Origin of the sequence: Psychrobacter sp. NPDC064578 (genome assembly GCF_044901245.1) — a bacterium.
Classification (GTDB): domain Bacteria; phylum Pseudomonadota; class Gammaproteobacteria; order Pseudomonadales; family Moraxellaceae; genus Psychrobacter; species Psychrobacter cibarius_C.
In genome coordinates this window covers 185,323-200,403 of record NZ_JBJDPI010000001.1, presented here as the reverse complement: position 1 = coordinate 200,403, position 15,081 = coordinate 185,323, and the positions used below count along the sequence as shown (strand labels likewise).

Annotated in this window: 11 protein-coding genes; 3 read left to right on the top strand and 8 right to left on the bottom strand. The window is 42.5% G+C overall.

All coding sequences use genetic code 11. The annotated features are described in order from the left end of the window. Positions 1-106 precede the first annotated feature (106 nt). Positions 107-880 (top strand): hypothetical protein, encoded by a 774-nt coding sequence (locus ACI2JM_RS00805; RefSeq protein ID WP_404641409.1) that lies wholly within the window; start codon positions 107-109, stop codon positions 878-880. Positions 881-985: 105 nt separating this feature from the next. Here the strand turns inward: ACI2JM_RS00805 and ACI2JM_RS00800 are convergent, their stop codons facing one another. Then, the gene (locus ACI2JM_RS00800) at positions 986-1,480 is read right to left on the bottom strand and encodes a pyridoxamine 5'-phosphate oxidase family protein (RefSeq protein WP_404641407.1); all 495 of its coding nucleotides are present in this window, start codon (positions 1,478-1,480) and stop codon (positions 986-988) included. Positions 1,481-1,935: 455 nt separating this feature from the next. Between ACI2JM_RS00800 and purL the strand changes: the two genes are divergently transcribed. Then, on the top strand, positions 1,936-5,946 hold the full coding sequence (gene purL, locus ACI2JM_RS00795; protein WP_404641405.1) for a phosphoribosylformylglycinamidine synthase: 4,011 nt from the start codon (positions 1,936-1,938) through the stop codon (positions 5,944-5,946). A 111-nt stretch (positions 5,947-6,057) separates the two neighbouring features. Here purL and ACI2JM_RS00790 read toward each other — a convergent pair whose 3' ends face one another. Then, complete coding sequence (locus ACI2JM_RS00790; RefSeq protein WP_404641403.1) at positions 6,058-6,678, bottom strand: glutathione S-transferase family protein; 621 nt, start codon at positions 6,676-6,678, stop codon at positions 6,058-6,060. A gap of 86 nt (positions 6,679-6,764) precedes the next feature. On the opposite strand from ACI2JM_RS00790, the gene ACI2JM_RS00785 reads away from it, so the two are divergent. After that, positions 6,765-7,163: an ACT domain-containing protein gene (locus ACI2JM_RS00785; RefSeq protein WP_404641401.1), complete on the top strand. Its 399-nt coding sequence runs from the start codon at positions 6,765-6,767 to the stop codon at positions 7,161-7,163. 198 nt (positions 7,164-7,361) lie between these two features. Here the strand turns inward: ACI2JM_RS00785 and ACI2JM_RS00780 are convergent, their stop codons facing one another. From ACI2JM_RS00780 to ACI2JM_RS00755, 6 genes are all read right to left on the bottom strand, one after another. Then, positions 7,362-10,448 (bottom strand): DEAD/DEAH box helicase, encoded by a 3,087-nt coding sequence (locus ACI2JM_RS00780; RefSeq protein ID WP_404641399.1) that lies wholly within the window; start codon positions 10,446-10,448, stop codon positions 7,362-7,364. Positions 10,449-10,583: 135 nt separating this feature from the next. Beyond that, a complete protein-coding gene (locus ACI2JM_RS00775; RefSeq protein WP_404641397.1) occupies positions 10,584-10,775 on the bottom strand; it encodes a hypothetical protein in 192 nt (63 codons plus the stop codon). A gap of 119 nt (positions 10,776-10,894) precedes the next feature. Continuing rightward, positions 10,895-11,920, bottom strand: a complete 1,026-nt coding sequence (gene tdh / locus ACI2JM_RS00770) for an L-threonine 3-dehydrogenase (RefSeq protein WP_404641395.1) — start codon at positions 11,918-11,920, stop codon at positions 10,895-10,897. A gap of 77 nt (positions 11,921-11,997) precedes the next feature. Continuing rightward, complete coding sequence (gene kbl, locus ACI2JM_RS00765) at positions 11,998-13,188, bottom strand: glycine C-acetyltransferase (protein WP_404641393.1); 1,191 nt, start codon at positions 13,186-13,188, stop codon at positions 11,998-12,000. A gap of 94 nt (positions 13,189-13,282) precedes the next feature. Beyond that, entirely contained in the window at positions 13,283-14,029 is a 747-nt protein-coding gene (locus tag ACI2JM_RS00760) for a pyridoxine 5'-phosphate synthase (protein WP_404641391.1), read from the bottom strand. A gap of 44 nt (positions 14,030-14,073) precedes the next feature. After that, entirely contained in the window at positions 14,074-14,949 is an 876-nt protein-coding gene (locus ACI2JM_RS00755) for an N-acetylmuramoyl-L-alanine amidase (RefSeq protein WP_404641389.1), read from the bottom strand. Positions 14,950-15,081: the final 132 nt, after the last annotated feature.

The window sequence follows — 15,081 nt, the reverse complement described above, 5'->3', positions numbered from 1 at the left end:
TAAACTGTGATTGTGCATGCTGTTGCTATATACTCAAAAACAGTAAACAAAATACAAGAAAATTGGTTGAAGTGTGGCCAAATGTCATTTAAATAGGGAGATAGAGATGACGTTACATCAAAAACAGTCAGGTGCTGCCGTTTTATTACTGGCGTTATTAACGGGCTGCTCTTCAGGGCCAAGCATGCAGGAGTCGTCCACCTCAACGATTCAGCAAGACAAGTCTATGCAAGCAGAGTCGTCTAAAATGTCGGCCACTCAAGACACGGCAGATTCAGAACGTTTGGGTACCAAATGGGGTGATGATGTTGATTCATATGTAACTGAAATCGATTTGCGTCGCATGAGTAGTCAGCCTATCGAGCAAATGCAGGTGCGTTATGCTGACAAATCTTACAAAGGACGTGCGGTTAATAGCATGTCTCTGCTGGCAGGGAAGGTTGATTTTTCGATAGAGACGGATACGGGTGAGCTGTCACTATATCGCGACTCAGGCAATTATTATGTGCAAGGTCAAGCAGGGCAGGCCTATCGTTTGGTGTACAACAATAACAGTGCCAATACGTATGAAATCGTGGCTAGTGTGGATGGTATAAACGTCATCGATGGTAGTGCTGCCAGTCGTCAAGATAATGGATATGTGCTACGTCCCAATGATGATTTGGTGATTGAGGGTTTTCGCAAGAGCCAAAGCGCGGTGGCATCCTTTATATTTAGCAAGCCTGCGAGTGCTTATGCTGCCAATACCAGCTCAGGCTCTATCAATAATACTGGTATAATCGGTACAGCCATTTATGGGCTGTATGATCCTTCTAAGCCCAAACCAGCGCAGCCACAGGCTTATCCAGCAGACAATGGCTATGCGAAACCACCACAGTAATGTGTATTAATAGATAGTAGATAACTTATATAGATAACGTATAAAAAAACGCCAGTCGCATAAGCCACTGGCGTTTTTTATTCTGCTATTTCTGATTTGGGTAGCTTATAACGTCACTGAGTTGTTTTCACCCAAATTCGTCGCTTTTTTGCCATCCATAACTGCAGCGGTGGTCATCTTAAACATATTGACGACTGAGCTACCACTGAGCCAGTACTCTGCACCGTGTGGTACGACTTTGATCAGCTGTACATTTGGATCTTCTTTACCCTGCTCATAAAAAGCATTGTAAATCGGTGACCACAGCTCATCGAGCTTTTCTTGGTCATCGACCAGTTCGGCCTTACCATTGATGGATACATAATCTTTTGCATTTTGGCTGACATAGGCCAGATTTACTTGTGGGTCTTTTTCGATGTCACTGACGGTTTCAGTGGTCTTATCACCGATGAACCAAATCTCTTTTGCGCCAATGCTCGTCTCACTTGTTGTCATTGGACAGGCATGTAGATGGCCTTCGTGCGTACGAGTGGTCATCATGGCAAACTTCACTTCTTTTACCAGTGCTTGTACTTTATCGATATGGTCTTGTCTGCTCATAATTGATTTCCTTTTCTTTTTAATAGTTAGGCGTTTAATGGTTTGCAGTAATCATTTTTTTTCGGGCTGTGCGTCTTTGAATTATTAAGATTTAAAGAATCAAAGTATCAGAGCACTCTTTGCCTCAACAACTGAGACTAGAATACCGAGTTGTGACCCTACATTTATATAGGTGCCCAGTAATGCGATGTGAGTGTTTGTAAGGAGTATAAGGGTTAGGTAAAAAGTGTGATGCTATGTATTTCTGCTGTCTGTTTTGTCAGCACAAGTTAAAAATGATGATGAATAGGAAGCAATGAAAGCTGGTTATTTGGCAGATATCTAGCATTAGCAGAGCACAAGTGATCAGTAATTTATATCGGTTTAGACCTGCTTATTACAGGGCTTCTTGTTATAATACGCAGACCATTTACTTAGCATGGCAGAGATGCCTTGATCTTACGGATTATGCCTTTATGATGACCATCGCCGGACAACCGTTTCTTACCGATTTTCAGACGCAGCAACTCATCAGTCAGTTTCAGCAAAAAACCGAGCTCAATGTCAGCCAAATCAATACCCAGCAAGTGTATGTGTTATCACGCAAGCTCGAAGGTGATGAGCATAAAAAAGCGCTAGACTTACTTGCTGTCGATAGTAGCACTGTCCTTGCCGACCCACAGGCCAATCAATTACAAGTCATCGTTGGTCCACGTTTTGGCACGATTTCGCCATGGGCAAGTAAAGCGACTGATATCTTTAACAACTGTGAAATTGAGCTTAACCGTGTTGAGCGCGTCGTTGTTTATACCCTGACAATCGACGGTGAAGCAGGCGAAAAACTACCAGTAGACGCTGAGCAGGTGTTGTTTGACCGTATGACGCAGAGCTTGGTCTATGACTTGAGCGATGTCAGTAAATTGTTCGACGATCAAGCGCCAGCATCACTGAATCATATCGATGTCATCGGACAAGGTCAGTCAGCACTAGAGTCTGCCAATACCCAGTTTGGTTTTGCATTATCTAGTGAAGACATTGATTATTTGATGAATGCTTATGTCAATGAGCTAAAGCGCAATCCAACGGACGTTGAGCTGATGATGTTTGCACAGGCGAACTCAGAGCATTGCCGTCATAAGATTTTTAACGCTGAGTGGACGGTGGATGGCATTGTGGCGCCAAAGTCACTGTTCCAAATGATTAAAAATACCTACCAGTCTAATCCACAAGGTATCTTATCTGCCTATAAAGACAACGCTGCTGTAATGGCAGGGTCTGACGGTATGCGTTTTTACCCCATTCCGACCGATGCGATGGACGCAAAATCTGCCCATCCTTATGACTTCTATCAAGAAGCAATCGACATTCTGATGAAAGTCGAAACGCATAACCATCCAACGGCTATCGCGCCGTATGCTGGTGCAGCGACAGGTGCTGGTGGTGAGATTCGTGATGAAGGCGCAACAGGCCGTGGCGGTAAACCAAAAGCAGGTCTGACAGGATTTCACGTATCACACTTGCATATCCCAGAGCTTGCGGAGAAGTGGGAGCAGTCAGGTCAGTTGAGTACTCAGGCTTATGGCACGCCAGATCGTATGGCAACCAGTCTTGAGATTATGACTGAAGCGCCATTGGGTTCAGCCAACTTCTCAAACGAGTTTGGTCGTCCTAATCTATGCGGCTATTTCCGTAGTTTCCAGTTGGACACCTCAGCGGCAAAAGATGGTAGCGAGATGCGCGGCTATCATAAGCCAATCATGCTGGCAGGTGGTTACGGCAATATCAAACGCAACCTCATTGAAAAAAATACCATTCAACAAGGTGATTTGTTAATCGTTCTTGGTGGCCCTGCGATGCAGATTGGTCTTGGCGGTGGTGCAGCATCTTCAGTCGATAGTGGTTCACTTGATGAAGGCTTAGACTTTGCCTCAGTCCAGCGTGACAATGCTGAGATGGAGCGTCGTTGCCAAGAAGTGATGGATCGCTGCTGGGCACTAGCCGGTAATGATGTCGATGCGAGTAATAATGGCAAAGACGGCAACCCTATCGTGTCATTACATGATGTGGGTGCTGGCGGTATCTCTAATGCGATGCCAGAATTGGTCAATGACCATGAAATGGGTGCGGTACTAAACCTGCGTAAAATTCCATCGTTAGAAGCTGGCATGTCGCCAATGGCCATCTGGTCAAACGAAGCGCAAGAGCGTTATGTCCTCGCGATTCGCCCAGAAAGCGAAGCCCAGTTCGATGCCATCTGTGCGCGTGAGCGTTGCCCGTATGCCATCTTGGGATCAGCCACGGATGTGCGTCAGCTAGTCGTTGATGATACATTGCTCGCTGAGCAGCCTGTTGATATGCCGATGCAAGTATTGCTAGGTGGCACACCGAAGATGAAGCGTAGCTTTGAGCGTCATGACACCAGCTTGCCAGCATTAGATTTAGGCGACGTCAATTTAGCTGAGTCTATCAAAGACGTGTTGCGTCACCCAACGGTCGCTAGTAAATCATTCTTGATTAGCATTGGTGACCGTTCTATCACGGGTATGGTCGTGCGTGATCAGTATGTTGGTCGCTATCAAGTGCCAGTATCGGATTGTGCGGTGACAGCGTCAGGCTTGATCGCGCTAGATGGTCAAGTGATGAGTGGTGAAGCGATGAGTATCGGTGAACGTACGCCAGTTGCCCTAATCAGTCCACAAGCCTCAGCACGACTTGCAATTGGCGAAGCGATTACCAACATCGTTGGTGCGCGTATTGCTCAGTTGTCTGATATCACGATGTCAGCGAACTGGATGGCAGCTTGCGGTGATGATGCAGAAGACGCAGCCTTATTCGACGCTGTATATACCGTCGGCGAAGAGCTGTGCCCAGCACTTGGTATTGCTATCCCAGTCGGTAAAGACTCGCTATCGATGCGTGCCAATTGGACTGATAACGACAATGGCGACAGCCAAGACAAATCAGTCGTGTCACCAATGAGCTTGGTGATTACGGCATTTGCTCCTGTGGTTGATGTGGCAAAAACGCTAACGCCTGAGCTAATCAATGGCGATAGCGCGTTCTACCGTATCGATTTGTCTAAGGGTAAGCTACGTCTAGGCGGTTCAATCCTTGCGCAAACGCTGAGCCAACTCGGTAACGATTGCCCAGATTTGGCACAGCCAAGCGACTTGGTCGACTTCTTCAACTTTGTCCAAGCAGGTAATGCACAAGGCGTCATCAGCGCCTATCACGATATCGGTGATGGTGGTCTACTAGCGACCATCGCTGAGATGCAGTTCACCAGTCGTCAAGGTATCAAGCTGTCATTGACGGATGATAACTTACTCGGTCAACTGTTCAGTGAAGAGCTGGGTGCAGTCATCCAAGTATTACCAGAAAACGTCGCGGCGCTAATGCAATTGGCAGAAGAGTTTAACGTTGCTGATATGCTGAGCCTTGTTGGTCAAAGTTCGGAAGAAGACAGCTTACTTATCCAAACGCCAATGCTCATGGGTGATGACACTCTTAGCTTTAGCCGTACTGAATTGCAGCAAGCGTGGACTCAGGTCAGCTATCAAATCGCTCGCCGCCGTGATAACCCAGCGTGCGTACAGCAAGAGTATGACTTGATTGCTGATGCGAGCCATAAAGGCCTGATCGCTGCGCCAAACTTTGATCTGAATCAAAAAATTGAAGAGCCATATCTAAACAGTCGTGCTGATTCTGATAACAGCAAACCAAGAGTCGCTATCTTGCGTGAGCAAGGCGTCAATGGTCAGACAGAAATGGCAGCAGGCTTTACCCAAGCGGGCTTTGAAGCAGTCGATGTACACATGAGCGATCTACTCAGTGGCCGTATCAACCTACGTGACTTCGACGGTTTGGTCGCTTGTGGTGGCTTTAGTTATGGTGATGTACTCGGCGCAGGCTCTGGCTGGGCGAACTCTATCCTGTTCCATGATGAGCTACGCATGCAGTTTGTCCGCTTCTTTGCCCGTCCTGATACCTTCTCACTAGGTGTCTGTAACGGTTGTCAGATGATGGCTCAGTTAAAAGACCTCATCCCAGGTGCAGATAACTTCCCTCGCTTCATCGCCAACCAATCGGCTCGTTTTGAAGCGCGTACGGTCAATGTAAAAATCGAGCGTACCAAGTCTATCCTATTCAAAGGCATGCAAGACAGTATCTTGCCAATCGCTGTGGCACATGGTGAAGGCTATGCCACACTAGACAACAACGAAATCGACGGTATGGCAAAACACGGTCAGCTTGCGATGCGTTATGTCGATAGCCAAGGTCATCCAACTGAGACTTATCCGCTCAATCCAAACGGTTCTGTCGGCGGTGTCACGGGTCTGTGTAGCACTGATGGTCGCGTCACTATCATGATGCCGCATCCTGAGCGTAATCTAAAAGCGTATAACCATAGCTGGAAACCAGAAGAGTGGGATGAGGACGGCGCGTGGATGCGTATGTTCCGTAACGCTCGTGCTTGGTTGCGCTAGGAAAACTTGAATTAATCTTAGATAATAAAAAAGGTGGGCTTCGGCTCACCTTTTTTGTGTTTGACGTTCGGATGTTTAAGAAGCAGGAGAGCTGATCCCCAAGGTGGCTATTTATAGCCTCACAAAATTGGGCAGTGATTCGATACGTTTAAGCCAATTGAGTAAGTTTTTATAAGGCAATAACTCTAGCCCACCTTCCTCTGCATTATGTGTATAGGCATATAAGCTAATATCTGCAAGACTCATATCATCTCCTAATACGTAGGTTTTATTTTGAAGATGTTCGTTCAAATAACTCATAATCTCTTTTGACTTCTCAAACTTCTGCTGATATTCGGCCAGTCTACTGGGCATCATATCCTGGAATTTTTTAATAAAACGCACAGAGGCTATATTAGGTCGAACCTCGGTTTGTTCATAGAGTAACCATTGCCACATTTCTGCATATTTTATGGCAGCGTTTGGAATAAGTGATGAACCATCCGCCAAATATCTGATAATGGCATTAGACTCTAATATTTTGGTAGGTTTGCAACCAATAGATGAGTCGTCAGGTTCGATTAATAAAACTGGTACTTGGCCTAATGGATTGATTTGTAAGAATGTCTCTTGTCGGCTTTCTTGCGTCAATATATCGACCTCAATCCATTGGTAATCAATGTTTAATAACTCGCAAGTTAGGCGCGTTTTATAGCTATTTCCAGATATTTTATTACCGTATAAGGTGTACATGGCTTATCCTTGTTATGATAATCAAGTGGTAATATATCTATCATTAGCATTGAATACTAGGGTTAAGTACATTTAGGAGTCATACCATGTCAGGAATTACAGATATCAATGAGCTATTGAGTTCGATGCAGCCCGCACTGGTTGATGAATTATTCGTGTTTTGTACCGTAAAAGGTGAACTAGTAGAATACGTAAACCTAGCACCAATCGCGACATTTATGGAGAAAGAAGGGTTGACTCTGGTTTTGACAAAAGACAAAGCTGATGAGGCAGGTTTGCAGTATGAGGGCGTATTTCGGCAAATCACTCTAACGGTGCATTCAAGCTTAGAAGCGGTAGGTCTAACCGCAGCCGTGTCAACCAAACTGACCTCAAAAGGTATCAGTGCCAATGTGATCGCTGCCTATTATCATGACCATATATTTGTGTCGGCTGATAAGGCGGAGCAGGCGCTATCTGCGTTAAAAGAGCTGAGTAATATATAACGTTTTTTATAAGTAAGTGAGCTATTTCCCGCCTTACGCCTGTATCTGCCAATCTGGGCGAGGCGGTGACACAAGTTGAGATGTTGCTGTTGCCTCGACACCACCTCAATCTCTAGCCACCGCAACTCGCCCAAATCAGCAGGATATGGATACAGTCGGGGCTAAACCGCGCTTTCGAATAACCATTATGATTAAAATCTAATCAGATACAAACATCTTTAAGTCTACATCATAGTTCGATAGAGTGGTTAACCATGTCTCAATGAGCTGATAAGCCTGTTTACTTTCGTCTGAAGCATTAGATATATGTTTCATTTGTTTAGTGAAATGACTATTTGAAAAAGCATTTCCAATTACAAGCCAGACTTCTTTTTTTACTAATACATCTTTGCGACGTTTATCAATCTCCTCAAAAACCTCATCTAGTGTATTGGGTTGTTGAAACAAGTTTAAATCATATTTACCATTGTACAATCTGATGCGACTATCTAGTTCTACTTGATTAGATTTATTAGAAGATACCTTCCATTTATTTCTTAAATTAGTATCGTTAGCATAACGTTCAAATTTTTGACTAACTAGAGTGTGTAAGTTTTTTACAGCTTGACTACCAACTTCGTATATTGCCCCAGCTGATGATTTTGGACTTTGCGAAGCTTTTCCACATTTCACATGTACCATAATTAATTTATCTTTTGATGATAAGATAAAGTCTGCTGGTTCTGTACCCATGTCTGTGCACAAAATCAGGTCTACATTTGGTAAGTATGGATGAAAGTCTCCTAAGCTTTCTAACAATGGTTTGTCGTTTTTAATATTTGACAATTTATCTATTTGATAGAATATCGAATCTATTCCGAAGTTGCTAGAAGTTGTAGCCCCTTCGTCTTTTTCTGATAAGTCGTCTTTCAAAAGGCAGTCTAATGAGATAATCTTGGATATAAGGTTCTTATTGAGTACTCCACTACTAGTAGGCATTTGTAGTTCAAAAAACTCCCCTCCTAAAAAGGTTATACCATTGGAATACAAGAGCTTAATAGTATCTTTATTTAAAACTTGGTCAGGCTCCAACAGTGTATTATTTTTATGAAATTCTAATTTATCGCTAATATCTAATATGAGCTTGCATTCACTATCAAAAGATAATCGTACTGTTACATTTTTTGAATGCCTTTTATCCAAACAAATTTTAAAAACTGTATTTGGTACAATAGCTTTAAGTGTAAAAGTATGAATAAAGCTTAAAGTGCAAATATTTATAAGTGAAAAGCCTTGGTTATATTCTTTGTATATATAATCATTATTGATTTCGTATTTTACATCATCATAACTAAATGCTAGATCGTCAAAGTTAGTAAAATCTAACATACATGCAGAAGGTTCTTCCTCTGGAGCAGAGTCAGCAAGCTTAGCAAATGAGCGTACAAAATCACTTTGTAATGTATTACTAGTTTGAAATCTATTGTGTATTGCATCTAGCCAATCTATAAATTCGTGATAACTAAACCTACGTTTTTTTTGGTCAGAAACTCTTCCAGAGCCTACGCCTAAATAAAATGAGTTATCAATTTTATTTTTTACGGTATCGATGCTATTAAAAATTCCAGTTCTAATCGCATAGTTTGAATTAGTTGCAGGGTGATTGACAGCCTCTAAATTTCCTATATAGGAAATACCCTCAGGTCGATGATCGCTTTTCTGTAAGGCCCTAGTGTTTGCTTGCTTCGTTTGGATGGTCTTGTTAGCTTCGGAAATCACTTTAAATAGTGTATCCATATCTATGGCTCTTCCAATCCCTAAATTCTCATTATCACTAAATTTTCTTCCTTGGCTATCAAAAATGGCTACATATTCATGACCAAGCTCTCTTACTACCATGATTTCTAATGAAGGTTCAAAAAATAGACTATCTTTCAGAAATTTTGAGTTGTTAAATAATATTGATGTTAGTACCCCAAGTTCAGAATCGTATTTAGATAGAGCACCTTGACGGTCAAACTCCCAACGCAATTTATCCAAACAATCTGCTAAATCAAACTCAGGTTTTTTCTTATAAAAGCAAACAGATGCTAACGGAATCTCAAGAGACTCAGTAGGATTAAAACTTTTAAAATCAAACTTTTTCTTAAAACCAGATTCATGATAACTATACTCAGGGAATTCATTTATATAGCTTTCAATCAAAATGGCTGTATCTAGCGTCTTAATAAACTTCTCAGCAGTTTTCGAATTAGTTAGATAATCATCAAATTCTCTAAAATTATCCCATAGCTTCAGATTATTGTTATTATTATCGAGTCCTATAACATAAGGCTTATAGTCTTCATATATTCTTACAACTCTTCCTACTGTTTGGACTAACTCTCTGCCACTACCAATACGATAAGTTAAAATAAGTATTTTAGCCTGAGGCAAGTCAACGCCTTCATCTAATTTCTTTTGATGGATAATTACTTCATAATCTTTATCACTAATATTCGCCGGTACGTTTTGTAATGTATTGTCATTACTCGATTTTGCATACTGTTCATGAATAGCGGCAGTATTGAACTCTGTTTTCATTAAGTCAAAATACTCTTGAACATCTGAAAATTCTTTACATTTTATTATGCAGACTGAGTTAGGTTGTGATGCTTTTATCTCTCTGATTTTCTCAAACAATCTATCTTTATCAATTACTTCAAAAATTGGTTCTAAAATATCCTGATTCTCAACTGCTTTTTTAAATGTATATATGTAATGATGTTTTACATCAATATCAAAGCTAAATAAATCATTTCTATAAGGTGTGGCTGTAACAATTATTTTTTTACACTTAAATTTTCTGACAGCTTTACTCCATTGTGAAGCTGGTTCGGCGTGACCTTCATCAAATACTACTAAGTCGATCTTATCTTTGATTGAGTCTAACTCGGATTCAGAAAGCATTGTAATCATTTGGACTGTAGTACAATAAACACCTTCTTTTTCAAAGTTGTTAATGCTTTTAAATACTGTTTTAAGGTTTGATATATCAGCTGCTTCGCCTAGGATTTTTTTATAAAAATCACCTTTCAGTTGTTTTGCTAGCTGATCGCAGACAGCTCGTCTATGGGTGAGAATTAATACTCGTTTAGATCTAGAGCTATGGCTAGTTACACAAATCACGCCACTTTTGCCGGCTCCAGTTGGTAAGCTGATTAGACAAGCCTTCTTACTCCGTGAGTTAAGGTATGTAGATACAGTATCTATGCTTTTCTTTTGACAATCTCTCAATCTTGAAATAACGTCTTCACTTATATTCATAGTAGCCCTTTTAAACTAATGAGATTACTTACATTATTCGAGATTTTTATTAAGTTTACTACAAAAAAAGAGCCAATCTATAAGAAGAGTGACTCTTTTCTTTACTGAAATTAAGGACGTCAATTCATTTAAAGTCTAATCATTTTTTAAATCACTATCTTTACCTTCTTTCCGAGCCTCAGCAATCAATTCATGAATCTTAGTACTTTCCTTTAGCACACAAGCATCATAAGCAGAAAGGGGCTCAGACTCTAGTTCTTTTTCCTGATCTTGCCTGACTTTTTCTGCTAAATACTTTTCAAGTTTATCTGCTTCAGAATCACCCATAGCTTACCCTCCGTATGATTTTTACCACATATAAAACGGCACTGAAGTCAGTGCCGTTTTATCAGTCGTGACAATCTAAACCCTAACCACAACTTCTCAAATACTGACGCAGCACATTATCAATCCCAGCTTAAAATCACCTTACCGCATTGCCCACTTTCCATGATATCAAAGCCTTCTTGAAAGTCATCAATGTGCATACGATGGGTAATGATGGGCGACAGATCAATACCGCTAATCAGCATTTGCTCCATCTGATACCACGTCTCCCACATCTCGCGGCCATAAATACCTTTTAGGGTTAGCGCCTTAAAAATAATCTTGCTCCAATCCACCGTGGTGGTGTTAGGCAAAATACCCAAGAGTGCAATTTTAGAGCCGTTATACATATTGCTAATCATCGAATCAAAAGCCTGAGGCGAGCCTGACATCTCAAGCCCGATGTCAAAGCCGTGCATTTTTAACTCATCAATGGCGCCTTCGATGGTTTCACCTTTGGCTGGGTTGATGGTCATCGTCGCGCCCATTTTTTTGGCAAGCTCTAAGCGATAATCGCTGATATCACTGACCACGATATTACGCGCCCCAGCAAAGCGGCAAATCGCTGTTGCCATGGAACCAATCAGCCCCGCACCCGTAACCAGTACATCTTCACCAAGGACAGGAAATGAAAGGGCAGTATGAGTAGCATTGCCAAAAGGGTCCATAATGGCTGCCATTTCATCGCTGATACGCTCATCGAGTTTGATGACATTATCGGCAGGTATCACCAAATATTCGGCAAATGCGCCATCGCGGTCGACGCCCACGCCGATGGTGTTTTCGCACACATGTAGCTTACCACGGCGGCAGTTACGGCAATGCCCGCAAGCGATGTGTCCTTCGCCAGTGACTCGATCACCTACTTCAAAATGCTTCACGCCATCGCCCATTTCGCTAATGATACCGACGTATTCATGTCCGATGATCATCGGCGTCTTGATGGTTCTTTCTGACCACTCATCCCACTTATAAATGTGCAAATCTGTACCACAAATAGCGGTTTTCTTAATTTTTATTTTAACGTCATTGATGCCAACCGTAGGTTCTGGCATGTCTTGCATCCAGATGCCTTTTTTGGCATGGGCTTTAACCAGTGCTTTCATACTTTTCTCTTATTTAACGGTGTTGTGCTTAATGGTTGAATCTAGCGAACAAATACTGAACAAATACCGAACGACGCTTAATCAATCACCTTCATTTGCTTGGAGACTTTGATAAAGGCAGTGATACACTTGTCTATCTGCTCGCGAGTATGGGCGGCAGAGAGCTGGACACGGATGCGAGCCTCGTCTTTGGGTACGACAGGGTAGAAGAAGCCGATCACATAAATGCCTTCTTTAAGCAGTGCCTCTGCCATTTGCTGGGAGACATTGGCGTCATAGAGCATCACCGCACAAATTGCCGATTCGGTGGGCTTGATATCGAAGCCCGCGTCTTGCATTTGCTTCACAAAATAGGCGGTATTTTCATGCAATTGGTCTTGTAAGGTATTGTCTTGCGACAGCATTTCAAACGCTTTTACCCCAGCGGCAGCCACCATAGGAGGAATAGAGTTGGAAAACAGATACGGGCGTGAGCGTTGACGCAGCATCTCAATCATTTCTTTTTTGCCTGTCGTAAAGCCGCCAATAGCACCGCCAAACGCCTTGCCTAAAGTACCCGTGATCAGCTCAATGTCACCACGTAGATCAAACAATTCAGTCACGCCGCCACCAGTGCGACCGACCACGCCTGCTGAATGCGACTCGTCAATCATGACCATGGCATCATATTTTTGTGCCAACGCATAAATCTCGTCCATTGGCGCCACATTACCATCCATTGAAAACACACCATCGGTGACAATCAAACGAAAACGCTGAGCTTGCGCCGCTTGTAATTGAGTCTCTAAATCTTGCATATCCGCATTGGCGTAGCGATAACGCGCGGCTTTACACAGGCGCACACCATCGATGATTGAGGCATGATTTAGCGAATCAGAAATAATGGCATCTTCGCTGGTCAATAGTGGCTCAAAGGCACCGCCATTGGCATCGAAACAGGCCGCATAAAGAATCGTATCTTCGGTATTAAAAAACTTAGAAATTGACGCTTCTAATTGCTTATGCAAATCTTGCGTACCACAAATAAAACGCACCGATGACATACCATAACCTGAGTTTTCGATGGCCTCTATAGCCGCCTTTTTGATCTCAGGGTGGTCAGACAGTCCAAGGTAATTATTGGCACAGAAGTTAAGCACTTCACGGCCATCGGCAATCTTGATGAGCGCATCTTGTGGGGAGGTGATAACGCGCTCGTTTTTATACAGTCCTGCTGCGCGTATGTCGCTGATTTCTTGTTGTAGGTGTTTCTGAAAGTCTTGATACATAAAGATTCCTTTTTTTAATATTATTAGCGTTTGTATTGATAATGCAGATATTAAGACTACTAATAGAACCAAACTATTTGCGTATTAATACGGGTTAACCACAAATTGCTAAATACTGACGCACGACATTATCCATGCCTTGTTCCAATGATTCAATCGTAAAAGCATGACCAATCGACACCTCAGCGATATCACTAAGCGCGAGCAGATCAGCCAAATTATCCAAATTCAAATCATGACCCGCATTGACGCGGATACCGTTTTGATTGGCTAGATTAATACAGTCGCTAAAGCGTTGCTTGACCTCATCGAAATCAATATTGTCATCGCTCTTACCCTTACTGTAGGCGCGCGCCCATTCTTCGGTATACATCTCGATCGTCTGTACATCACTCTCGATGACCGCTTTGATTTGTTCGATATCAGGGTCGATGAACACCGCACAGCGCGTACCAAAGGCTTGCAGCTCTTTGCTTAACGTTGATAAAAACTCATGATGTGTGATGATATCAAAGCCATGATCGGAGGTCAGCTGATCGTCGCTATCTGGTACGAGCGTACATTGATGCGGCTTTACTTCACGGATAATCTTTAAAAACTGCTCGTTTGGATTGCCTTCGATATTGAACTCAATCTCTGGATAGTCCTTTAAGAATGCACTGATATCATAGACATCTTGGTATCTGATATGACGCTCATCTGGTCTCGGGTGTACGGTAAAGCCTTTGACCCCTAGGTCAATCAGCTTCTTCACAAAGGTCAACAGGTTAGGGTAGTCAGTGCCGCGCGAGTTACGGATTAAAGCCAATTTATTCAAATTTACGCTAAACAATGTGCTCATAAAATTCCTTGTACAGCTCGTTTATTATTGATGACATAAAAGGGTTAATAAAAATCGTTGGTATCAGCATACTTCTTATTCAATGCCTTTAAAATAGCATAAGTCTCTAAGTCTACCGTTCCTGTTGGGTTACGGGGTCTAAAGTGCAGCTGAAACGCATAGACGACATCACGACTGGCTTTATCCCACTCGTCGCTACTGTTAACCTGATAGCCATAATCACGAAATTGCTGCTTAAGCTCAGGTATCGTTGCCGCTGCAAATGCGTCTATGTCCATAAAAGCAATCTTATCAGCGTCATCATACCAAGCGCCGATACCATATTGCTTATACAGTTGCTGCCAAGGGAACTTGGCACCGGGGTCTATCTTGCGCGAGGGTGCCATATCAGAATGACCGATGATATTCTTTGGTGAGATGTCATATCTCGCGGTGATATCTTGTACCAACTCCGCGATTTTTTTAATCTGCCACTCGTTAAAGGCCACATAATGCTCATAAGGGTGATAGTTCATGTCGCCATTTTTGAGCGCATTTTTATATTGGGGTTGAATCCCTGCATTGACGATCTCGATACCGATTGAGGTATCGTTCAAGATGGTTCTACCTGCAAAGCTGCCATCACCTGCATGCCAAGCGCGCTCGTTTTCTGGTACGAGATTATAGATTTTATCATCGTCATTATCTAACACTAAATAGTGCGCGCTGACCTTGCCTGTGGTCAGTGTTTTGATGGATCGGTCATTGTCTGACACCGTGTAGTGCAAGACGATGGTTTTGATGCGTTCACTTTTGCCAGTGGCTTGGTAGGTTTTACTGTCCACGATGTAGCTTTTGGTCGTCGCTACTGGAGAGCTTGTGGTCACGCAGCCAAACAAGGGCAGTGTTAAGCCAAACGCTAAAAAGATATTTTTTACCATGAAATGCTCTGTGTGAATAAAGGTAAGCTTTGATATAGTCGTTTCAATATGATTTGGATACAAGGAAGGCGAGCGAAAGTACTACAAATAGTAGACTAAGCGAGCCTGACACCGTATCTGATTTATATAGGA

Bases quoted from the DNA above. Each gene is read 5' to 3' on its own strand.
- ACI2JM_RS00805 (WP_404641409.1), top strand. From the start codon at position 107: ATGACGTTACATCAAAAACAGTCAGGTGCTGCCGTTTTATTACTGGCG.
- ACI2JM_RS00800 (WP_404641407.1), bottom strand. From the start codon at position 1,480: ATGAGCAGACAAGACCATATCGATAAAGTACAAGCACTGGTAAAAGAA.
- purL (WP_404641405.1), top strand. From the start codon at position 1,936: ATGATGACCATCGCCGGACAACCGTTTCTTACCGATTTTCAGACGCAG.
- ACI2JM_RS00790 (WP_404641403.1), bottom strand. From the start codon at position 6,678: ATGTACACCTTATACGGTAATAAAATATCTGGAAATAGCTATAAAACG.
- ACI2JM_RS00785 (WP_404641401.1), top strand. From the start codon at position 6,765: ATGTCAGGAATTACAGATATCAATGAGCTATTGAGTTCGATGCAGCCC.
- ACI2JM_RS00780 (WP_404641399.1), bottom strand. From the start codon at position 10,448: ATGAATATAAGTGAAGACGTTATTTCAAGATTGAGAGATTGTCAAAAG.
- ACI2JM_RS00775 (WP_404641397.1), bottom strand. From the start codon at position 10,775: ATGGGTGATTCTGAAGCAGATAAACTTGAAAAGTATTTAGCAGAAAAA.
- tdh (WP_404641395.1), bottom strand. From the start codon at position 11,920: ATGAAAGCACTGGTTAAAGCCCATGCCAAAAAAGGCATCTGGATGCAA.
- kbl (WP_404641393.1), bottom strand. From the start codon at position 13,188: ATGTATCAAGACTTTCAGAAACACCTACAACAAGAAATCAGCGACATA.
- ACI2JM_RS00760 (WP_404641391.1), bottom strand. From the start codon at position 14,029: ATGAGCACATTGTTTAGCGTAAATTTGAATAAATTGGCTTTAATCCGT.
- ACI2JM_RS00755 (WP_404641389.1), bottom strand. From the start codon at position 14,949: ATGGTAAAAAATATCTTTTTAGCGTTTGGCTTAACACTGCCCTTGTTT.